This window comes from Albibacillus kandeliae (assembly GCF_003116585.1).
Classification (GTDB): Bacteria; Pseudomonadota; Alphaproteobacteria; order Rhodobacterales; family Rhodobacteraceae; genus Albibacillus; species Albibacillus kandeliae.
This window is the reverse complement of the sequence record NZ_QEHM01000009.1, coordinates 107,035-125,765: the sequence shown is the minus strand read 5'-3', so window position 1 is coordinate 125,765 and position 18,731 is coordinate 107,035. Positions and strand designations below refer to the sequence as shown.

Annotated in this window: 23 protein-coding genes; 11 read left to right on the top strand and 12 right to left on the bottom strand. The window is 64.7% G+C overall.

The features are described 5' to 3' along the window. Entirely contained in the window at positions 1 to 585 is a 585-nt protein-coding gene (locus DDT93_RS20210) for a DNA-3-methyladenine glycosylase I (RefSeq protein WP_109467702.1), read from the bottom strand. A gap of 141 nt (positions 586 to 726) precedes the next feature. Here DDT93_RS20210 and DDT93_RS20205 point away from each other — a divergent pair, with 141 nt between their 5' ends. The 3 genes from DDT93_RS20205 to phbB all read left to right on the top strand — a co-directional run bounded on the left by DDT93_RS20205 (position 727) and on the right by phbB (position 3,758). Then, positions 727 to 1,569, top strand: a complete 843-nt coding sequence (locus DDT93_RS20205) for an EAL domain-containing protein (RefSeq protein ID WP_109467701.1) — start codon at positions 727 to 729, stop codon at positions 1,567 to 1,569. A 133-nt stretch (positions 1,570 to 1,702) separates the two neighbouring features. Then, complete coding sequence (locus tag DDT93_RS20200; RefSeq protein ID WP_109467700.1) at positions 1,703 to 2,878, top strand: acetyl-CoA C-acetyltransferase; 1,176 nt, start codon at positions 1,703 to 1,705, stop codon at positions 2,876 to 2,878. Between the two features lie 157 nt (positions 2,879 to 3,035). Then, complete coding sequence (phbB, locus tag DDT93_RS20195; protein ID WP_109467699.1) at positions 3,036 to 3,758, top strand: acetoacetyl-CoA reductase; 723 nt, start codon at positions 3,036 to 3,038, stop codon at positions 3,756 to 3,758. 263 nt (positions 3,759 to 4,021) lie between these two features. Here phbB and DDT93_RS20190 read toward each other — a convergent pair whose 3' ends face one another. The 3 genes from DDT93_RS20190 to DDT93_RS20180 all read right to left on the bottom strand — a co-directional run bounded on the left by DDT93_RS20190 (position 4,022) and on the right by DDT93_RS20180 (position 5,289). After that, positions 4,022 to 4,186, bottom strand: coding sequence for a YdcH family protein (locus tag DDT93_RS20190; RefSeq protein WP_109467698.1), 165 nt, complete (start codon positions 4,184 to 4,186; stop codon positions 4,022 to 4,024). Between the two features lie 129 nt (positions 4,187 to 4,315). Beyond that, positions 4,316 to 5,077 carry a tRNA1(Val) (adenine(37)-N6)-methyltransferase gene (locus DDT93_RS20185; RefSeq protein ID WP_109467697.1) on the bottom strand — a complete coding sequence of 254 codons (762 nt, stop codon included), beginning with the start codon at positions 5,075 to 5,077 and terminating at the stop codon, positions 4,316 to 4,318. Then, on the bottom strand, positions 5,074 to 5,289 hold the full coding sequence (locus DDT93_RS20180) for a putative signal transducing protein (RefSeq protein WP_109467696.1): 216 nt from the start codon (positions 5,287 to 5,289) through the stop codon (positions 5,074 to 5,076). Before DDT93_RS20180 ends, DDT93_RS20185 begins: the two co-directional genes overlap by 4 nt. A gap of 56 nt (positions 5,290 to 5,345) precedes the next feature. Between DDT93_RS20180 and DDT93_RS20175 the strand changes: the two genes are divergently transcribed. Beyond that, a complete protein-coding gene (locus DDT93_RS20175; protein WP_109467695.1) occupies positions 5,346 to 6,344 on the top strand; it encodes a polyprenyl synthetase family protein in 999 nt (332 codons plus the stop codon). Positions 6,345 to 6,364: 20 nt separating this feature from the next. On the opposite strand, the gene DDT93_RS20170 is transcribed toward DDT93_RS20175, so the two are convergent. The 5 genes from DDT93_RS20170 to soxR form a co-directional block, all read right to left on the bottom strand. After that, positions 6,365 to 7,210, bottom strand: coding sequence for a 4-(cytidine 5'-diphospho)-2-C-methyl-D-erythritol kinase (locus DDT93_RS20170; protein ID WP_109467694.1), 846 nt, complete (start codon positions 7,208 to 7,210; stop codon positions 6,365 to 6,367). Further along, positions 7,197 to 8,915, bottom strand: a complete 1,719-nt coding sequence (locus tag DDT93_RS20165; protein ID WP_232825516.1) for a tetratricopeptide repeat protein — start codon at positions 8,913 to 8,915, stop codon at positions 7,197 to 7,199. Before DDT93_RS20165 ends, DDT93_RS20170 begins: the two co-directional genes overlap by 14 nt. A gap of 203 nt (positions 8,916 to 9,118) precedes the next feature. Continuing rightward, positions 9,119 to 10,768 (bottom strand): electron transfer flavoprotein-ubiquinone oxidoreductase, encoded by a 1,650-nt coding sequence (locus DDT93_RS20160; RefSeq protein WP_109467693.1) that lies wholly within the window; start codon positions 10,766 to 10,768, stop codon positions 9,119 to 9,121. A 169-nt stretch (positions 10,769 to 10,937) separates the two neighbouring features. Continuing rightward, on the bottom strand, positions 10,938 to 11,783 hold the full coding sequence (locus DDT93_RS20155; RefSeq protein ID WP_198654918.1) for an isocitrate lyase/PEP mutase family protein: 846 nt from the start codon (positions 11,781 to 11,783) through the stop codon (positions 10,938 to 10,940). Positions 11,784 to 11,844: 61 nt separating this feature from the next. Further along, the gene (soxR, locus tag DDT93_RS20150) at positions 11,845 to 12,297 is read right to left on the bottom strand and encodes a redox-sensitive transcriptional activator SoxR (RefSeq protein ID WP_109467692.1); all 453 of its coding nucleotides are present in this window, start codon (positions 12,295 to 12,297) and stop codon (positions 11,845 to 11,847) included. 105 nt (positions 12,298 to 12,402) lie between these two features. Here soxR and DDT93_RS20145 point away from each other — a divergent pair, with 105 nt between their 5' ends. The 4 genes from DDT93_RS20145 to DDT93_RS20130 all read left to right on the top strand — a co-directional run bounded on the left by DDT93_RS20145 (position 12,403) and on the right by DDT93_RS20130 (position 14,913). Continuing rightward, positions 12,403 to 12,789 carry a VOC family protein gene (locus DDT93_RS20145; protein ID WP_109467691.1) on the top strand — a complete coding sequence of 129 codons (387 nt, stop codon included), beginning with the start codon at positions 12,403 to 12,405 and terminating at the stop codon, positions 12,787 to 12,789. Positions 12,790 to 12,903: 114 nt separating this feature from the next. Beyond that, the gene (gene greA, locus DDT93_RS20140; protein WP_109467690.1) at positions 12,904 to 13,374 is read left to right on the top strand and encodes a transcription elongation factor GreA; all 471 of its coding nucleotides are present in this window, start codon (positions 12,904 to 12,906) and stop codon (positions 13,372 to 13,374) included. A gap of 14 nt (positions 13,375 to 13,388) precedes the next feature. Next, entirely contained in the window at positions 13,389 to 14,414 is a 1,026-nt protein-coding gene (locus DDT93_RS20135; protein ID WP_109467689.1) for a hypothetical protein, read from the top strand. A gap of 67 nt (positions 14,415 to 14,481) precedes the next feature. Further along, the gene (locus tag DDT93_RS20130; protein WP_109467688.1) at positions 14,482 to 14,913 is read left to right on the top strand and encodes a PACE efflux transporter; all 432 of its coding nucleotides are present in this window, start codon (positions 14,482 to 14,484) and stop codon (positions 14,911 to 14,913) included. Between the two features lie 20 nt (positions 14,914 to 14,933). Here the strand turns inward: DDT93_RS20130 and DDT93_RS20125 are convergent, their stop codons facing one another. Then, positions 14,934 to 15,704 (bottom strand): MBL fold metallo-hydrolase, encoded by a 771-nt coding sequence (locus DDT93_RS20125; protein WP_109467687.1) that lies wholly within the window; start codon positions 15,702 to 15,704, stop codon positions 14,934 to 14,936. A 238-nt stretch (positions 15,705 to 15,942) separates the two neighbouring features. Between DDT93_RS20125 and DDT93_RS20120 the strand changes: the two genes are divergently transcribed. Further along, positions 15,943 to 16,659, top strand: coding sequence for an AzlC family ABC transporter permease (locus DDT93_RS20120; RefSeq protein ID WP_109467686.1), 717 nt, complete (start codon positions 15,943 to 15,945; stop codon positions 16,657 to 16,659). Continuing rightward, positions 16,656 to 17,009 (top strand): AzlD domain-containing protein, encoded by a 354-nt coding sequence (locus DDT93_RS20115; RefSeq protein ID WP_109467685.1) that lies wholly within the window; start codon positions 16,656 to 16,658, stop codon positions 17,007 to 17,009. The genes DDT93_RS20120 and DDT93_RS20115 overlap by 4 nt, the downstream gene beginning before the upstream one ends. Here DDT93_RS20115 and DDT93_RS20110 read toward each other — a convergent pair. Next, on the bottom strand, positions 16,989 to 17,609 hold the full coding sequence (locus tag DDT93_RS20110) for a hypothetical protein (RefSeq protein ID WP_109467684.1): 621 nt from the start codon (positions 17,607 to 17,609) through the stop codon (positions 16,989 to 16,991). The genes DDT93_RS20115 and DDT93_RS20110 overlap by 21 nt on opposite strands. A gap of 12 nt (positions 17,610 to 17,621) precedes the next feature. Further along, complete coding sequence (locus DDT93_RS20105; protein ID WP_109467683.1) at positions 17,622 to 17,756, bottom strand: aa3-type cytochrome c oxidase subunit IV; 135 nt, start codon at positions 17,754 to 17,756, stop codon at positions 17,622 to 17,624. A gap of 313 nt (positions 17,757 to 18,069) precedes the next feature. Between DDT93_RS20105 and DDT93_RS20100 the strand changes: the two genes are divergently transcribed. Next, a complete protein-coding gene (locus tag DDT93_RS20100) occupies positions 18,070 to 18,681 on the top strand; it encodes a VPLPA-CTERM sorting domain-containing protein (RefSeq protein WP_109467682.1) in 612 nt (203 codons plus the stop codon). The last annotated feature ends 50 nt before the right edge of the window (positions 18,682 to 18,731 follow it).

Below are 18,731 nucleotides of genomic sequence, written 5' to 3'. Positions count from 1 at the left end.
TCAGGCGAAGGGCGAGGCATCGGCGAGCGCGGCGACCGGGGCGTGGCAGGGGCAGTGCATGACATGGTCGTTCACCATGCCGACCGCCTCCATGAAGGCATAGACGATGGTCGGGCCGCAGAAGCGGAACCCGGCCTTCTTGAGGTCCTTCGAGATGCGGGTGGACAGCGGCGTCTGCGGCGGCACCTCGCCCTGGCTGGCGAACCGGGTCTGCAGCGGCCTGCCCTCGACGTAATCCCAGAGGAATCGGTCAAAGCCCTGCCGCGCCTCGATGTCCTGCCAGACACGGGCGTTCGAGATGGTGGCCTCGATCTTGCCCCGGTGCCGGATGATGCCCGGATTCGCCAGCAGGCGCTGCACCTCCGGCTCGCCCCATTCGGCGACGACGTTGGGATCGAACCCGGCAAAGGCCTCGCGGAAGGCCTCCCGTTTCTTCAGGATGGTGATCCAGCTCAGACCGGCCTGGAACCCGTCGAGAATCAGCTTCTCCCAGAGCGCACGACTGTCGTACTCCGGCACGCCCCACTCGGTGTCGTGATAGTCGATGTAGATCTGTTCGGGCCCCGCCCAGCCGCAGCGTTCCATCCCGCATCTCTCCCGCGTCGCGTCGTCCGCGCAGAAAATCAGGATGGGCCGGAAAGGTTAAGCACTGATTCAGATCTTTCTGGGATTTTCGGGCGTCGCCCGCCGTACCCCGCCAAGATCAACCCGAATCCGCCAGACGCCATGCCCTTTCGCAAGTACCGCCCCGATGAGGACCCCGCCCCCGAGATCGGCAGCCCGCTGGCCGAGGCCGTGCACCGGCGCGAGAAGGGGACGCTGACGACCGTGGCCGAGGCGCTGCGCCATCGACAGGCGGTGCTGGCCTATCAACCCGTGCTGCAGGCCCGCTCGCCCCACCAGCTTGCCTTTTACGAGGGGCTGATCCGCGTCCGGGACGAAGCCGGGCGGATCATTCCGGCGCGCGACTTCATGTCGGCGGTGGAAAGCCACGAGATCGGGCGCGAGATCGACTGCACCACGCTGGACCTCGGTCTGGAAACGCTTGCCTTGAACCCCTCGATCCGGCTCTCGCTGAACATGTCGGCCCGGTCCATCGGCTATCCGAAATGGTTCGCGGTGCTCGAACGACACCTTGCGCAGAATCCCACGCTGGGCGAGCGGCTGATGCTGGAGATCAGCGAACAATCCGCCATGCCGATGCCGGAACTGGTGATCGACTTCATGCTGCGGCTGCAACCGCAGGGGATCGCCTTTGCGCTCGACAACTTCGGCTCGGGCGCCACCAGCTTCAGCGCGATGCGCGATTTCTTCTTCGATGCCGCCAAGATCGACGGCCAGTTCGCGCAGGGCCTTCACGCCAATCCCGACAACCAGGCCGTGGTCCGCGCGCTGATTGCCGTGGCGCGCCAGTTCGACATGCTGATCATCGCCGAACACGTCGAGGACCTGGAGGATGCCGAGCTGCTGGCAGAGCTCGGGGTCGACTGCCTGCAGGGGTATCTCTTTGGCGCGCCCAGCCTCCGCCCGCCCTGGGGGGAGACCCAGCCCCGCCAGCAGAGCGCCTGACGCGCTGCATGCCTAGTTGTTGCTGCGCCTGCAGCAATGCTCTATGTCAGCGTGAGAGGGTAGCGATTGAGGAGACGCGCCGACCCGAGTTCGGCGCTGCCCGTCACCCGCAGATTGGCAGAGGACACGACACATGACCAACGTAGTAATCGCATCCGCCGCGCGCACCGGCGTCGGCAGCTTTGGCGGCAGCTTTGCCGATGTTCCAGCACATGATCTTGGCGCCGCGGTTCTCGAGGCGGTCGTGGCCCGCGCGGGCATCGACAAGAGCGAGGTCAGCGAGACCATCCTCGGCCAGGTGCTGACCGCGGCCCAGGGCCAGAACCCCGCGCGCCAGGCGCATATCAACGCGGGCCTGCCGAAGGAAAGCGCCGCATGGGTGATCAACCAGGTCTGCGGTTCGGGCCTGCGCTCGGTCGCGCTGGCCGCGCAGCACATCCAGCTGGGTGACGCCGATATCGTCGCCGCCGGCGGTCAGGAAAACATGTCGATGAGCCCCCATGCCGCGAACCTGCGCAAGGGCCACAAGATGGGCGACATGTCCTACATCGACACCATGATCCGCGACGGCCTGTGGGACGCGTTCAACGGCTACCACATGGGCCAGACCGCCGAGAACGTGGCCGAGCAGTGGCAGATCAGCCGCGAGGCGCAGGACGAATTCGCCGTCGCCAGCCAGAACAAGGCAGAGGCCGCCCAGTCGGCTGGAAAGTTCAAGGACGAGATCGTTCCCTTCACCATCAAGACCCGCAAGGGTGAGGTGGTGATGGATGCCGACGAGTACATCCGTGCAGGCGCCACCATCGAGGCGATGCAGAAACTGCGTCCGGCCTTCACCAAGGACGGTTCGGTCACCGCGGCCAACGCCTCGGGCATCAACGACGGTGCCGCCGCCGTCCTGCTGATGAGCGCCGACAACGCCGAGAAGCGCGGGATCACCCCGCTGGCCCGCATCGTCTCTTACGCGACCGTGGGTCTCGACCCGTCGATCATGGGCGTGGGCCCGATCTATGCCTCGCGCAAGGCGCTGGAAAGGGCAGGCTGGAAGGCTTCCGACCTCGACCTGGTCGAAGCCAACGAAGCCTTTGCCGCACAGGCCTGCGCCGTGAACAAGGACATGGGCTGGGATCCGTCGATCGTGAACGTGAACGGCGGCGCCATCGCCATCGGCCACCCGATCGGCGCCTCGGGCTGCCGTATCCTGAACACGCTGCTCTTCGAGATGCAGCGCCGCGATGCCAAGAAGGGCCTCGCCACGCTCTGCATTGGAGGCGGCATGGGCGTCGCCATGTGCGTCGAGCGCCCTTGATCGAGATCATTGCGGCGGCCTTCGGGCCGCCGCATTAGGTTTTGCGAAGACCCAACTGGCGATAAATTACGCACTCCACAATTTTGTAACGTAATTTTATTGCGTCCGTCACATCAGTTGGCATAATTAAGTTACGCAAAGCCTGGAGGAGTATTGAATGCCCCGCGTAGCACTCGTAACAGGCGGTTCCCGAGGAATCGGAGCCGCCATTTCTGTCGCCCTGAAAGACGCCGGCTATACGGTTGCCGCGACCTACGCAGGAAATGACGAAGCCGCTGCCAAGTTTACCGAAAGCACCGGCATCAAGACCTACAAGTGGAACGTCGCCGATTACGACGACAGCAAGGCCGGTCTGGAAAAGGTCGAGGCCGATCTCGGCCCGATCGACGTGGTTGTCGCCAATGCCGGGATTACCCGCGACGCGCCGTTTCACAAGATGACTCCTCAGCAATGGCACGAGGTGATCGACACCAACCTGACCGGCGTGTTCAACACCGTCCACCCGGTCTGGCCGGGCATGCGCGAGCGCAAGTTCGGACGGATCATCGTGATCAGCTCGATCAATGGCCAGAAGGGTCAGTTCGCGCAGGTGAACTACGCCGCGACCAAGGCCGGTGACCTCGGGATCATCAAGTCGCTGGCGCAGGAAGGCGCCCGCGCCGGGATTACCGCGAACGCCATCTGCCCCGGCTACATCGCGACGGACATGGTGATGGCGGTTCCAGAAAAGGTCCGCGAGTCGATCATCGCCCAGATCCCGACCGGCCGCCTGGGCGAGCCCGAGGAGATCGCGCGCTGCGTCGTCTTCCTGGCCTCCGACGACGCCGCCTTCATCAACGGCTCGACGATCACCGCGAACGGCGGCCAGTTCTTCGTCTGACCCGGTTCCGCGCCCCGCGCGGAGCGCACCCAAACAGAAAAATGCGGACCCGGCGGGTCCGCATTTGCTTTTCTGTTACCCGGCGATGCTACCTTTATCGCAGCAGGCGGGCGACATGCCGATGCACCGGATCGAATCGATCCGGTAAGCGATGCAACACCCGGTGCATCCGCACCGCGTTATGCAGAACGTTCATTTCGTTGAGTGGCTGGGAGTGCGCTCGAGAGCGGCGCTCTCCCTTGGCTGGTGAGATCAGGGCGGTGTCAGCTCGACAGGCGCTCGATCTCTTCCTTCAGCCGTAGCTTCTGCTTCTTCAGGGTCGCCACGTGCAGCCCGTCAATGCTCGGCGCGCGCTGCGCCTCTTCGACTTCCATACTTAGGTTCGTGTGCTTCTTTTTCAGTTCCGCGAGATGCGAGCTCAGGCTCATGGCAATCCTCCTCTGAATAAGTTGCACCTAAAGTTGAGCATATTCCTCGTCGTCTGTCACGCCGCGTGCGCGAGGCATGGTAAACGCCTGCGGTTATCGGTGGTTTCTCGCTTAACCGGGTTTTAACGCCTACCATTCAAGCGAGGCGCCGCAGCGCAGCGCCCGTGAAACAGGCATCGTGTAGCTGTCGCCGTCACCGCGATGCGACTCACCTTCGTGCATCACCAGCGGCGCCAGCAGGCGGAACGCGGCCCTGCCGCCCTTGCGCGCGCGCAGGATGATGGTTTCGGGCGCCCGCCCCTCCCGCGCGGCAAGCGGAAGCACGGCGATGGACCCCAGCCGTCCCTGGCAGGCCGCCAGCAACTCCGGCAGGCGGTCGGCGCGCTGGATCACGTGCAGGTATCCCTTGGGCCCCAACCGCCGCGCCGCCGCCTCGATCCAGCCGGAGAGGGGAGTGCGCTCGCCCAGGGCGATCTGGCGGCCGGTGTCGCGGGCAGAACTGTGCGCCCCCTCGCGATAGTAGGGCGGATTGGCGATGACGTGGTCGAACTGGCGCTGCCTCAGCTCGGCCGGCATCTGGGCGAGGTCGGCGCGGTACACCGTCATGGCAAACCCGTTTGCCGCAGCGTTCCGTTCGGCGAGGTCCGCGTAATCGGGCTGCAGTTCCAGCCCGACCAGCGCCAGATCGGGCACCCGGGCGGCCAACGAGAGGATCGCGGCCCCTGCCCCGCAGCCCAGCTCCAGCACGCTCTGACCCGGCAATGCCGGCACTGATGCGGCCAGCAACACCGGGTCTACCCCCGCCCTATACCCTTGTTTTGGCTGCCAAATCGAAAACCGACCGCCCAGGAAGGCGTCCTGTGTCAGGTCTTCGGGGGCAAAGCCGCTCACGACGTGAACGGGATTTCATTGTCGCGCATCACCTCGGCCGCACGGTCGAAATCCTCGGACCGAACCATCAGACGACGCGGGAAAATTCCGATGCCGCCTTCTAGGACGCTCATATTTACGTCCATCTGAAAGCAGTCTATATCCTCGCCCTGCAGAAGGGCAGACGCGAAAGCCAGGATCGTTGGGTCGGTGCTGCGCAATAGTTCCTTCATGACTGGGGATGTAAGGGCAAGGTGATGGGGATGTCGAGCCTCTGTAAAGCAGCGTGATGGATGTAGCGACCTCTCAGAAACCGCACGACCGGCTGGCCGCAACGCTTGCGGCCGAAATGGATGCCGTGAACCAGCTGATCCGCGAGCGGATGGTCTCGGAACATGCGCCGCGCATCCCCGAGGTCACGGCCCACCTGATCGAGGCTGGCGGCAAGCGCCTGCGCCCCATGCTGACCCTCGCCGCAGCCCTGCTGTGCGGCTACAAGGGCTCGGACCACGTCAAGCTCGCCGCGACGGTGGAGTTCATCCACACTGCAACGCTGCTGCACGACGACGTCGTGGACGAGAGCGCACAGCGGCGTGGCCGCCCCACCGCGAACCTGCTGTGGGACAACAAGTCCAGCGTGCTGGTCGGGGATTACCTGCTGGCGCGGTCCTTCCTCCTGATGGTGGAAACCGGGTCGCTGCGGGTGCTCGAGATCCTGTCGAACGCCTCGGCAACCATCTCGGAAGGCGAAGTGCTGCAGTTGACTGCGGCGACCGACCTCGGGACCGACGAAGGCATCTACCTGCAGGTGGTGCGGGGCAAGACCGCCGCCCTGTTCTCGGCCGCGACCGAGGTGGGCGGGGTGATTGCCGGTGCGCCCGAAGAGCGGGTGAAGGCGCTGTTCGACTACGGCGATGCGCTCGGGATCGCGTTCCAGATCGCCGACGACCTGCTGGACTACCAGGGCGACAGCGCGGCGACCGGCAAGAATGTCGGGGACGATTTCCGCGAGCGCAAGCTGACCCTGCCGGTGATCAAGGCCGTGGCGCAGGCCACGGACGAGGAACGCGCCTTCTGGAAGCGGGCCATCGAGAAGGGCGACCAGCGCGATGGCGACCTCGAACAGGCGCTGGCGCTGATGGCGAAGTATCAGACGCTGGAAGCGACGCGGCAGGATGCCGTGGCCTGGGCCGACCGCGCCAAGGCGGCGCTCGACACGTTGCCCGCGCACGATATTCGCGACATGCTGCGTGACCTTGCCGACTACGTGGTCGACCGCCTGAGCTGATCCCCGGGCGGCGCCGGACCTCAGCGCGACGAGATCGCCGCCGACTTGACCCACCAGCCCGGGTTGGCGGCCGCGATGGCGGCCGCGCCGCGTTCGGCCTCGGCCAGCGAGGGGTAGAGGCCGAAACAGGTCGCGCCCGAGCCCGACATGCGGGCAAGCAGAGGGGACTCCATCCGTAGAGCCGCAAGAACTTCGGCGATCTGCGGACACAGCTCCATCGCCGGTTTTTCCAGATCGTTGCGCTGCTCCGACAGCCAGTCCGCGAGGGCTTGGGCATCGGCGAAGGCCGGGATCGTCTCGGGCATCGGCGGGTTCGACTTGCTGGCCAGCGCCCGGAACACCGGCGGCGTCGCCACGCCCACGCGCGGATTGACCAGCACCAGCGCGCCGGGCACATCGGGCAGCGGTTCGAGCACTTCCCCGATCCCGCGCAGGCGTGTCGGCAATCCCTGAAGGCAGACGGGAACATCGGCACCAAGGCCGAGCACCGCTTCGGCAGGCGGCAGGGGCAGATCCCAGAACTCGGCCAGCGCCACCAGCGCCGCAGCCGCATCGGCCGACCCGCCCCCGATGCCGGAGGCCACAGGGAGGCACTTGGTCAGGCGCAGTGCGGCCCCGTCCGGACTGTTGAAACAGCGCGCGGCGCGCAGCACGAGGTTGTCCCCCTCGCCTGCGAGGCCCATCGCCTCGGGTCCCTCGACCACGAGGCTCAGGTCGTCGCCGGGCGTGACCTGCACCTCGTCGTGAACGTCGGCGAAGACAACCAGCGAGTCGAGCTCGTGGTATCCGTTACTTCGCTGGCCGGTTACGTGCAGTGACAGGTTGACCTTGGCGCGCGCTCTTGCACGGACCTCAGTTGCTGCCATTGGCGACCTTGAGCGGCGGCGCACCTTCCTCGGACAGCACCACGTCGAGCCCGACTTCGAGCTTGCGGCGGATGCGGTTCGGATCGGCTTCGCCGCTCTTGTCTTCGGGGTCGATGAAGGACAGCGCGCGGCGCCACTGGAACTCGGCCTCGCGATAGCGACCGACGGCCCAGAACACGTCGCCGAGGTGGTCGTTGACGACCGGGTCCACCGGCATCAGTTCGACCGCTTTTTCCATGTGCCCCACGGCCTCGTCGTAGCGCCCGAGCCGGTACAGCACCCAGCCCAGCGAATCCACGATGTAGCCGCTGTCGGGCCGCGCGGCGACGGCGCGTTCGATCATGTCGAGCGCCTCGTCGAGATTGCTGTGCCGCTCGACCAGCGAATAACCGAGGTAGTTCAGCACCTGCGGCTGCTCCGGGTTCAGCTCCAGCGCGTGGCGGAAATCGGACTCGGCCTCGTCCCAGTGCTTGAGACGCTCGTGGGCGATGCCACGGGCGTAGAGCAGGAACCACTCGGACTGGGCGCCCTCCTCGGTGTACTCGATGGCATTGTCGTAGGCGGCGATGGCCTCGGCATAGTGTTCCTGCTGGCGCCGAAGGTCGCCCAGCGCCGAGAACACGGCCGGCATGGTCGGATAGGTCTTGGTCAGGCTTTCGAGCACCTCGATCGCCGCATCGGGCTTGGCGGCACGGCGCAGGGCCTCGGCCCGGCCAAGCTCGGCCGCGAAGAACTCGGGGCTCTCCTGCGGCACCTGGCGGTAGATCAGCACCGAAAGATCGTACTGGTTCAGGCTGTCGAGCAGTTCGGCAGTGAGCAGCAGGCCATCGATGTGACCGGGGCGCAGGTAGGTCGCCATGCGGGCATAGACCAGCGCGTAATCATCCGACGCCTCGCCGCGCAGGGCCTGCCCGATGGAGAAGAAGACCTCGGCAAAGCCGTCCCGGACGGAGGTGACGACGGAGAACGGAACCTTTTCGCCCGCGGCCAGCCGGTCGGCCAGATCGGTCAGGCCCGGGTCGAAGCCCGAACCGAAGGCATCGGCCAGCAGGTCGAGCGAGTCTTCGTTGCGGCCCAGTTGCGACAGGATCTCGGCCCGCGCGATGGCGGCGCGGCGGCTCATGCGGGTCAGCGCACCGTTGTCGGCGGCGAACATCTCCTCGGCGGCGGCGTAGTCGCCGGAGGAGGCCAGCGCGAGCGCCTTGTGATAGAGAGCGAAGGCGCGCAGCCCGTTCTCCCGGGCGACGCCGTCAAAGGCCGTCATCGCGGCCTCGGTATCGCCCTTGCCAAGCTCGGCCCATGCGCTGACCAGACCGTCAAGCATCGGGCCGATGCCCTTGCTGTCGGAGGTGCGCCCGGTGATCGCGTCATAGTCCTTTTCGTCGATCATGTGCGCCAGCACGACCATGCGCGCCGGCTGGCTCTCGAGGCCGTTCTGCTCCATGACCTGCGCGACCGGGAGCGCCTTGTCGAGGCGCCCGAGGGACAGCTGCGCGAGAACGACGTTCTCCATCAGCTCTGGGTTGGACGTGTCGCGCGCGAGGGCGCGGGTAAAGTAGGTGGCCGCCGCGTCGAAGTTGCTGGCATAGAGCGCATGGCGCCCCGCTAGGTATGCGCCCGAGCCGGTATCGGCCCTGAGCGGTACAGCCAGTGCAGCCGAGATGGCCACCGCGGAAACCGTCAACTTCGACAGGAGTTTGAGCACGTCCGATCCCTACCTCGTTTCGAAAGCTTCGGACAGGCTACGCGGAGCGGCGGAAAGGCGCAATGGCACCCGAATCCGCCAGCGGGGAAGTGCCGCATATTTGACCGCCCTGCCCCGGTTGACCGCCCCTCCCGCGTGCAAAGGGCCCTGAAACGAGAACGCCCGGCACGGTGGCCGGGCGTTTCGTTGCGATCCTTGCGGAATCACATGTTGGGATAGTTCGGGCCGTCGCCCCCCTGCGGCGTGGTCCAGACGATGTTCTGCGCCGGATCCTTGATGTCGCAGGTCTTGCAGTGCACGCAGTTCTGGAAGTTGATGACGAAGTTCGGGTTGCCGGTATCGTCCTGCACGAACTCGTAGACGCCTGCCGGGCAGTAACGCTGGGACGGACCCGCGTACTTGGCGTAATCCACCGTCACCGGGACGGTCGGGTCCTTCAGCGTCAGGTGCGGCGGCTGGCTCTCCTCGTGGTTGGTCATCGAGAAGGATACGTTGGTCAGCCGGTCAAAGCTGAGCTTGCCATCGGGCTTGGGATAGTCGATCGGCTGGTGCTTGCTGGCTTCCTCGGTCGCGGCCGCGTCGGTCTTGCCGTGACGCTGGGTGCCGAAGAGGGAGAAGCCGAAGGTATTGGTCCACATGTCGAGGCCGCCGAGCATCAGGCTGGCGGTCAGGCCGTACTTGGACCAGAACGGTTTCACGTTGCGCACCTTCTTGAGGTCCGCGCCGATGGCGCCGGTGCGCACCTCGGTCTCGTAGTCGTTCAGCTCGTCCGCCGAACGGCCGGCCTGGATCGCCGCATAGGCGGCCTCGGCTGCGGCCTTGCCCGAGAGCATTGCGTTGTGGTTGCCCTTGATGCGCGGCACGTTGACCATACCGACCGAGCAGCCCAGCAGCGCGACGCCGGGCGCCACCATCTTGGGCATGGACTGGTAACCGCCCTCGGTGATCGCCCGCGCGCCGTAGGCCACACGCTTGCCGCCTTCCAGCAGCTCGGCGACCATCGGGTGATGCTTGAACCTCTGGAATTCCATGTAGGGGAACAGGTAGGGGTTCTTGTAGTTCAGGTGGACGACGAAACCGACGTAAACCTGATTGTTCTCGATGTGGTAGATGAACGATCCGCCGCCCGCGTTGGAGCCGAGCGGCCAGCCCATCGTGTGGGTGACCGAGCCTTCCTTGTGCTTGGCCGGGTCGATCTCCCAGATTTCCTTCATGCCAATGCCGAACTTCTGCGGGCAGTGGCCTTTCTGCAGGTCGTACTTGGCGATCACCTGCTTGGCGAGCGAGCCACGCACGCCTTCGGCGATGAAGACGTACTTGCCGTGCAGCTCCATGCCGGGTTCGTAGTTCGGGCCGTGGCTCCCGTCGGCTTCCTTGCCGAACTCGCCTGCGACCACGCCCTTCACTTCACCGTTCTCGCCATAGACCAGCTCGGAGCAGGCCATGCCCGGGAAGATCTCGACGCCCAGTTCCTCGGCCTGCTCGGCCATCCAGCGGCAGACGTTGCCCATCGACACGATGTAGTTGCCGTGGTTGTTCATCAGCGGCGGCATCGGGAAGTTCGGGATGCGCAGCTTGCCCGCCTCGCCCAGCATGAAGAAGTTGTCTTCCTTCACCGGCACGTTCAGCGGCGCGCCCTTTTCCTTCCAGTCGGGGATCAGCGCGTCGAGACCACAGGGGTCCAGCACGGCGCCGGACAGGATATGCGCGCCGACTTCAGAGCCTTTTTCGAGGACCACGACGTTCAGTTCGGCATCGAGCTGTTTCAGGCGGATCGCAGCGGACAGGCCGGCCGGCCCCGCCCCGACGATCACGACGTCGTATTCCATTGCTTCCCGTTCGACTTCGGCCATCCGTGGCGCTCCTCATCTGGCTGGATTGCGCAATCTGGCGCAACATTCTTTCGTGGCTGACTACCTTTTGGCACCGCCTTCGGTCAATCGCAACACTGCGTCGCTTGTCACCCTGCGTGCAACCGGGCTTTCTGCGCCATTCCCCGGCGAAACCCGCTTTCCTAGTGCGTCAGGTCCGCTCCTGGACGGGGGCTTCGGGCATCATGCTGCGCAATTCGCCGTCGCGGACGGCCTCGCGGGCGTACTTGAAGGTCCCGTGCTCCAGCACCTCCTCGGCGGCCCGCATCAGGGCCCCAAAGGCGGCCCGGGCAAAGGAGCCGCCCACGCTGATCCGCTTGACCCCAGCCTCGGCAAGATCGGCAACCGAGATCGAGGGGCCGACAAGGCCCATCACCACGTTGACCGGCCGATCCACCTCTCGGCAGAGGGTGCGGATGTCGTTCAGGTCGCTGAGCCCCGGCGCATAGAGCACGTCCGCCCCGGCCTCGGCATAGGCTTGCAGGCGCCGGATGGTATCGCCGAGGTCGTGGCGGCCCCAGAGGTAGTTCTCGGCCCGCCCGGTCAGCAAGAACGGCTTGCCACGCACCGCCTCGGCTGCCGCGGCGATGCGGTCAGCGGCAAGCGCCTGTTCGAGGATCGGCGCGTCCGGATGCCCGGTGGCATCCTCGATGGAACCGCCGACAAGACCGCAGCCGAGCGCAAGTTCCACCGTTTCGGCGCAGGTTTCCGGCATGATGCCGAAGCCGTCCTCGAGGTCCGCCGACACCGGCAGCGGTGTGGCCTCGACGATGGCGCGGGCGTTCTCGAGGATCTCGCTGCGGGTCAGGCTGGCGTTGGAGTCCCGTTTGCCGACGGAAAACGCGTAACCCGCGCTGGTGGTCGCGAGGGCGGAAAAGCCCATCTGGGTCAGCACGCGGGCGGTTCCGGCGTCCCAGGGGTTGGCCACCACGAAGGCCCCCTTGTCCCAGTGCAACGCCTTGAACCGCTCGTACTTTTCCTGCTGCGAAATTGGCACTGCGACGGGCTCCGAATTAATTCGATGACAGGACTATTAACACGACAACACCGGCACGAAATCAAATATCACTATGTTTGTTGCCCATCAGGTAGCGCGGCCCGTCGCCCAGCGCCCCGGCCTTGTCGTCGCGGTTGTAGAGCGCGCATTGGTCCAGAGACAGGCAGCCGCAGCCGATGCATCCGTCGAGCTGGTCGCGCAGCGAGGTCAGCCCCTCGATCCGCGCCTCGATCTCGGCGCGGAACTGTCCGGCCAGCCGCGCCCAGTCCTCGCGCGTCGGGTTGCGGGCCTCGGGCAGGCTGGCCAGTGCATCACGGATCTCGGCCAGCGAAAAGCCGAGGCGCTGCGCGATCAGCACGAAGGACAGGCGGCGGATATCCCCCCTCTCGAAGACCCTGCGGCCCGCCCCGTCACGGTCTGGCGCGACCAGTCCCTCCTCCTCGTAGAACCGGATCGCAGATACGGCGAGCCCCGTCCGCGACGCCACATACCCAATCGAGAGACCTGCCCCCATAAGGTAACCTCTTGTTCCGCAATATTACTTTTCGGTTGATCTCAACTATACTTGAGGTCGGAGACTGCGGCCATAGCCATTCGACAACTCAAGAAGGAGAAGACAATGACAGTGGCGCAACTCGAACACACGAACGTTACGGTCAGCGATCCGAAAACCACCGCCGCCTGGCTGCAGGCGGTTTTCGGCTGGCACGTCCGCTGGGAGGGGCCCGGAATGCAGACGGGCTATACCGTTCACGTCGGTACGGACGACAGCTATGTGGCCCTGTTCAGCTATGGAGACGCCCAGCCGAAACAGGAGGACAACTACCGCACCATCGGCGGGCTGAACCACATCGCCATCTTTACCGATGACATCGACGGGGTTGAAAAGAGGGTGAAGAAAGAAGGCTTTACCCCTATCAACCACGCTGCCTATTCGCCCGGTCGGAGGTTCTACTTCCACGACCGCGACGGCATAGAGTGGGAAGTTGCCAGCCATCAGCCCTGATCTTGCGCCAGCGCGGATTCTTTTCCATAAAGGTGCGAGGTCGGATCAACCGGCCATAACGGTCGCCCCGGCGCAATAGCGGCGGGGCGCTGATTTTTCTGATGGAACGTGACTATGGAAAAGATACCGATGACGCCGACAGGCTTTGCTGCGCTCGAAGCCGAGCTGAAGCAGCTGAAGGCCGTCGAACGCCCCGCTATCATCAAGGCCATTTCAGAAGCGCGCGAACATGGCGATCTCTCGGAGAATGCCGAATACCACTCTGCGCGTGAAAAGCAGTCGTTCATCGAAGGCCGTATCAAGGAGCTTGAAGGCGTATTGGGCCTAGCCGAGGTGATCGACCCGACAAAGCTTGCGGGATCTATCAAGTTTGGTGCCAAGGTGACCCTTGTCGACGAGGACACGGACGAGGAAAAGACCTGGCAGATCGTCGGCGAGCATGAGGCCAATATTGAAAAGGGCCTGCTCAACATCAAATCCCCTATCGCACGGGCGCTCATCGGCAAGGACGAGGGCGACAGTGTAGAGGTGCGCACTCCGGGCGGTGAGAAATCCTACGAAGTGCTCAAGATCGAGTATTCCTGAACGGAGTTCAGAGGATGAGCCCCGCTCCGCGCGAGACACAGGACCAGCAACCAACCTCTCTGGGCATCTACGACCGCCCGGAGCGGGAGGCCATTACCGTCATCGAACTGGTGGCGATCATCCTGTCGGCCCTGTGGCTGCTGGGTGCAGTCCTGCTGTTCGTCTTCCTTCCGGGGGATGAGCGACCGGGCTTTGACGTGGTCAGCTTCCTGCTGAACATGCTGGCGATCTTCATGCCCGTGGGGATGATCTGGGTGGCCGCCATCGCCGCGCGCTCCAGCCGCGTGATGCGCGAAGAGAGCGCGCGCCTGCAGGCCGCCATCGACGGCATCCGCCAAGCCTATATCTCGCAGCAGCAACACCGCGGGGCCATGTCCTCGGATGCCTCAGTGGCGAAGAAGCTCGACGAGATCGCGGCGGCCGCCAAGAAGACCGAGACGGCGCTGGCCACCTTCTCGACCCGGCGCGACCGGGCCCAGCCGAGCCGGCCCGCGCAAGGGGCGCAGCAGGGCACGGCGGACGACCAGCCGACCCTCGCGCTTGGCACGCCGGCCGAGGAACTGGCGCCGCCGCTGCCCGCCGAGGACTTCATCCGCGCGCTGAACTTCCCCGACACCGCCGAGGACGAGGAAGGCTTTGCCGCCCTGCGCCGCGCCCTGCGCGACCGCAAGACGGCGCAGATCATCCAGGCGAGCCAGGACGTGCTGACCCTGCTGAGTCAGGACGGGATCTACATGGACGATCTCCGGCCCGACATGGCCCGCCCCGAGATCTGGCGCCAGTTCGCACAGGGCGCCCGGGGCCGCTCGATTGCCGCGCTTGGCGGCGTACGAGACCGGACCTCGCTGGCGCTGACCGCAGGACGGATGAAGCAGGACCCGATCTTTCGCGATGCGGCCCACCATTTCCTGAGGCTGTTCGACCGCATGTTCGCCACCTTCGAGCCGAACGCGTCGGACGCCGAGATCTCTGCCCTGTCCGACACCCGGACCGCCCGCGCCTTCATGCTGCTGGGCCGCGTGGCGGGCACCTTCGACTGACCCTTGCCTTGGTGGTTGTCTGTTTCCTGACCCGGCCCCATAAAGGGCCGGAAAGGATACCCGCCCCATGCGCACCACCGCCGACCGCATCCGTCACGCGGTCAGTTTCGAACTGATCATCCTGCTGTTTGCCACCCCGATCGGACACTGGATCGTGGACCGGCCCATGCTGGACGTCGGCGCGGTGATCCTTGCCAGCGCACTGGTCGCCGTGGTCTGGGCCTACGTGTTCAACCTCGGATTCGACCACCTGCTGCTGCGCCATCAAGGCCACGCCCGCAAGTCATGGCCGCAGCGCGTGGTTCACGCCCTGTCGTTCGAACTGGGGCTGGTGGTGATGCTCGCGCCCCTGATCGCGTGGTTTCTGGAGGTCACGCTGATTCAGGCGGTGATCATGGACCTCGCCCTTTCGGCCTTCTACGTGGTCTATACCTTCGGGTTCAATCTCGCATACGACGCGATCTTTCCGGTACCGGACGCGCCGGCCGACCTCAGGTAACGGCCAGCGCCCGGTGGTACTCAACCGTACCAGTTTCCCATCTTGACCTCGGAGGCGTCCCCGACCAGTTCCGCGAACTTCTGCGGATCCTGCGTGCCACCGTCGCGGCCCCGGTAGTGATAGGGGTAGACGACTGCGGGCCGGAACTCCTGCACTGCAGAGGCAGCTGCTTCCGCATCCATGGTGAACGGCAGGTTCATGCAGAGGAATGCCAGGTTGATACCCTCAAGCGCGCGCATCTCAGGCGTGTCCTCGGTATCGCCCGAGACGTAGACGCGGAAATCGCCAAAGGTCAGGACATAGCCGTTGTCCCGGCCCTGCGGGTGGAAGTTCAGCCGCTCGGCGGTGGTGTTGTAGGCGGGGATCGCATCCAGCCCGACACTGCCGAAGCTCGTCGACTCGCCGTTGGCAATTGCGGTCGCCTTGGACTTCAGGTCTTCGGGCAGCTTGTCGAAGACCGAGGGATTGGTGATCAGCGTGGTATTGTCGCCGACCAGCGCGGCCAGCGTCTCGGCGTTGAAGTGGTCGCCGTGCTCGTGGGTCACCATGATCAGGTCGGCTGGCGGCAAGCTGCCATAGGCCGAGGGTTCTCCGACCGGGTCCGCGTAGATCACGCCAGCCGGGGTCTCCATCACGAAGGAGGCATGGCTGACCGGCGAGATCAGGATCGGACCGGCGGAGGTGTCGAAACTGTCCTTCGCAGCCTGGGCGGTGACAAGACGGGGAGACAGGCCGACCGCACCGGCAGTGGCGGCGGCGGTCATCAGGAATCGGCGTCGGGACTGTGGCATCGGAATCCTCCACTCTGGGGTCCGGACCAGTTCCGGACCGCTTCAATCTGGCAATGTGAGGGAGATAGGTCACCCGGGAACCGCGGCCATGACATAAGCGTGATGCCGACCGGCGGGTTCCGGCCCGGCGGGAGCGAAACCGCGCGCGCGCCCGTGGTGCCGTGAACAGGTGAACGGGAGCGATTGAACCTCTGCCGTTTCAAGGCTACTGCATTTGCATAGAGTTCACGAGCGAGCCATGTCGCGTAACACCAATCTCTCGTATTTCTGGAAGGGCTGCCGCAACAGCGTGCCGTTCATCTTCGTCGCCGGCCCCTTCGGGATGCTGTTCGGCGTGCTTGGCAGCGAGGGCGGCCTGAGCCTGACGCAGGTCATGACCTTTTCCTTCACCGTCTTTGCCGGGGCCGCACAGTTCACCGCGCTCCAGCTGATGCGGGAAGAGGCGCCGACGGTCATCGTGCTGGCCTCGGCACTCGCGGTGAACCTGCGGGTGGCCATGTACTCGGCCTCGCTCACCCCCTATCTCGGCGCCGCGCCGCTGTGGCAGCGGGCGCTCGCGGCCTATTTCACGGTCGACCAGTCCTACGCCCTGTCCATCGTGCAGTTCGAGCAGGGTCCGGAAATGACCCTGCAGGAACGGGTCGCATACTTCTTCGGGACCAGCGCGCTGATCGCGCCCCTTTGGTACGGCATGACGCTTACCGGTGCCCTGCTCGGCTCGACCATCCCCGACAGTTGGGCACTGGATTTCGCCCTGCCGCTGGCCTTCCTCGCCATGATCGGGCCCATGTTGCGCACCCCGGCGCATGTGATCGCCGCGCTGGTCTCGGTCATCACGGTGCTGCTGGCGGGTGGCATTCCCTACAACCTGGGCCTGCTGGTCGCCGGTGTCGCGGGGATGATGGCCGGGGCCTGGACCGAGCGCTACCTCGAACGCAGGGTGGCCGAGGCATGACCTATTCCGGCACCCCCATCGACACGATGACCATCTGGATCGTGATCATCGGCATGGCGGTCGGCAGCTTCGTGCTGCGGTTCGTCTTTATCGGATTCGTCGGGCGGCGCACCATGCCCGAATGGCTGCTGCGCCACCTGCGCTACACCGCGGTCGCCATGCTGCCCGCGCTGGTCGCTCCGCTGGTGATCTGGCCCAGCCTGACCGTCGGTCAGCCGGACGTGCCGCGCCTGTCGGCGGCGGCCGTGACACTGGCCGTCGCCATGATCTCGAAGAACGTGGTGCTCGCGATCTTCTGCGGGGCCGCCACGCTCTATGGTCTGCTGTATCTACTCGGTAGCGGCATCTAGGGCGGCGTTGCCCTTTGCCAGCCCCTTCTGCAGGTCCGGGTCGTCATCCTCGTAGTAGGCGTCTGTCGTGACGCCCGGAAGGGTCCCGAACTGCTCCATCAGCTTGTTGGGATACATCGTCGGCGAAACGCTCGAGAATCCCGGCACAGCTGCGATCAGCTTGGACGTGGCATTGGCACAGAAAGCCCCGGCCACCGGGCCGTTGGCCAGTGCGAGGCGATAGGCCGTCTCGGCCTGCTCGGGGCTGAGCGCGATGGTCTGGCGCACCACGTGGAAGGTCTCGCGCGCATGGGCGCCGCGATAGGCCTCTTCCACCCGCGGGGTGATCCCGAAGAGGACGTCGTTCCGCTCGGGCACGATGTCGGCATAGAAGGACCCTGCCGGATCGAAGATCACCCGCTCGGACGCGTTGATCATCAGCGAGGTATGCGCCCCGCCGCCGGTCCGGTTGTTGATCATCGTATAGAGGGTCATCGACGGATTGGACGGATCGCGATAGCGCACCGCATTGATCGTCGCATCATCGGCAAAGGGTGCCTTTTCGGCACACCCCGCGACCGCCAAGCACACGGCGGCCAGGCACACTACTCTGAAACGCAAAGGGGCCTCCGATCAGGCGACGAAGATCGCCATGAAGACCAGCAGGCACACGATCAGAACGACCGAGGTAACCACGAACTTGACGAAGCCGTCGAAGGTCTCGACATGTTCCTTGATGTCCATCTCGCCATGCTTGTATTCGGCCATTTCAGCATTGTCCCTGTTATCAGCTCTGCCCCCCGATTAGCGGATTCTGCAGGGTGTGTCACGAGGACAATGGCGCGCAGGCAAGCGGAATGCGGCCAACTGATTCTTCACCCCTTGGGCAGGGCACATAAAACACGAATAAACCCAGAGTTGAATCAACCGTCTTCAAAAGTGTTAATTATCATCCCGTTAATGAATCTCTTTTGAATTCTTTGACTTTTTCACGAACGCATTGAAAACTTCCATTATCGTTATGATTACCCGCGCAGTTCGGTTCGGGTGACTTTTGTGTTTTTATCGGGGGTTGATTCCTATGAAACAACTATTGACTACCGCTGCTGTCGCAGCGTCCCTGCTGGTACTGCCCATCGCGGGTCAGGCAGCAACCATCACCGCAAGCGGCAGCGTGAGCGATGGTATTGCAACTCCGGGCGTGCGCACCGACGTCGACAATGCGTTCGACGGCGACCTGAGCACGTTCTACTCGCTCGGCCTCGGCGGCGACCTGTCCATCGATGTCAGCCCGCTGAAACTGGGCGGCGAAGCCTCGGTCGTTGAAGTCACCTTCAACAGCCCGAACTCGGCCTTCCCGGAAGCAGCGAAGATCTTCGTCAGCAATGGCTCCACTGAAGTCGAAGTTGGTGAGCTCTTCAACGATGGTACCGCCAGCGGCGCGATCACCGTGAGCTCCAACGGTTCGAACGGTTACAAGTACGAGATCAGCTTTGACTCGGGCATGTACAACATCTTCAAGATCGTTGACACCACCGTCGAAAACTACGGCTCCTACACTTCCGACGGCTTCGACGTAGCCGAACTCTCGGTGACCACCGTTCCGCTGCCGGCAGCTCTGCCGCTGCTGGGCGTTGGCCTGGGTGGTCTGGCCTTCGTCGGCCGCCGTCGTCGTTCCAAGGCAAGCAGCTGATCCCAAGCTTGCCGACGACTGAAAAGGGCGCCTTTCTGCAGGCGCCCTTT

Coding starts and splice junctions, on each gene's coding strand:
- DDT93_RS20175 (WP_109467695.1), top strand. CDS start 5,346: ATGGATGTAGCGACCTCTCAGAAACCGCACGACCGGCTGGCCGCAACG.
- DDT93_RS20130 (WP_109467688.1), top strand. CDS start 14,482: ATGCGCACCACCGCCGACCGCATCCGTCACGCGGTCAGTTTCGAACTG.
- soxR (WP_109467692.1), bottom strand. CDS start 12,297: ATGGGGGCAGGTCTCTCGATTGGGTATGTGGCGTCGCGGACGGGGCTC.
- DDT93_RS20160 (WP_109467693.1), bottom strand. CDS start 10,768: ATGGCCGAAGTCGAACGGGAAGCAATGGAATACGACGTCGTGATCGTC.
- DDT93_RS20180 (WP_109467696.1), bottom strand. CDS start 5,289: ATGAAGGAACTATTGCGCAGCACCGACCCAACGATCCTGGCTTTCGCG.
- DDT93_RS20105 (WP_109467683.1), bottom strand. CDS start 17,756: ATGGCCGAATACAAGCATGGCGAGATGGACATCAAGGAACATGTCGAG.
- DDT93_RS20145 (WP_109467691.1), top strand. CDS start 12,403: ATGACAGTGGCGCAACTCGAACACACGAACGTTACGGTCAGCGATCCG.
- DDT93_RS20200 (WP_109467700.1), top strand. CDS start 1,703: ATGACCAACGTAGTAATCGCATCCGCCGCGCGCACCGGCGTCGGCAGC.
- DDT93_RS20205 (WP_109467701.1), top strand. CDS start 727: ATGCCCTTTCGCAAGTACCGCCCCGATGAGGACCCCGCCCCCGAGATC.
- DDT93_RS20170 (WP_109467694.1), bottom strand. CDS start 7,210: ATGGCAGCAACTGAGGTCCGTGCAAGAGCGCGCGCCAAGGTCAACCTG.
- greA (WP_109467690.1), top strand. CDS start 12,904: ATGGAAAAGATACCGATGACGCCGACAGGCTTTGCTGCGCTCGAAGCC.
- DDT93_RS20120 (WP_109467686.1), top strand. CDS start 15,943: ATGTCGCGTAACACCAATCTCTCGTATTTCTGGAAGGGCTGCCGCAAC.
- DDT93_RS20135 (WP_109467689.1), top strand. CDS start 13,389: ATGAGCCCCGCTCCGCGCGAGACACAGGACCAGCAACCAACCTCTCTG.
- DDT93_RS20190 (WP_109467698.1), bottom strand. CDS start 4,186: ATGAGCCTGAGCTCGCATCTCGCGGAACTGAAAAAGAAGCACACGAAC.
- DDT93_RS20210 (WP_109467702.1), bottom strand. CDS start 585: ATGGAACGCTGCGGCTGGGCGGGGCCCGAACAGATCTACATCGACTAT.
- phbB (WP_109467699.1), top strand. CDS start 3,036: ATGCCCCGCGTAGCACTCGTAACAGGCGGTTCCCGAGGAATCGGAGCC.
- DDT93_RS20100 (WP_109467682.1), top strand. CDS start 18,070: ATGAAACAACTATTGACTACCGCTGCTGTCGCAGCGTCCCTGCTGGTA.
- DDT93_RS20125 (WP_109467687.1), bottom strand. CDS start 15,704: ATGCCACAGTCCCGACGCCGATTCCTGATGACCGCCGCCGCCACTGCC.
- DDT93_RS20115 (WP_109467685.1), top strand. CDS start 16,656: ATGACCTATTCCGGCACCCCCATCGACACGATGACCATCTGGATCGTG.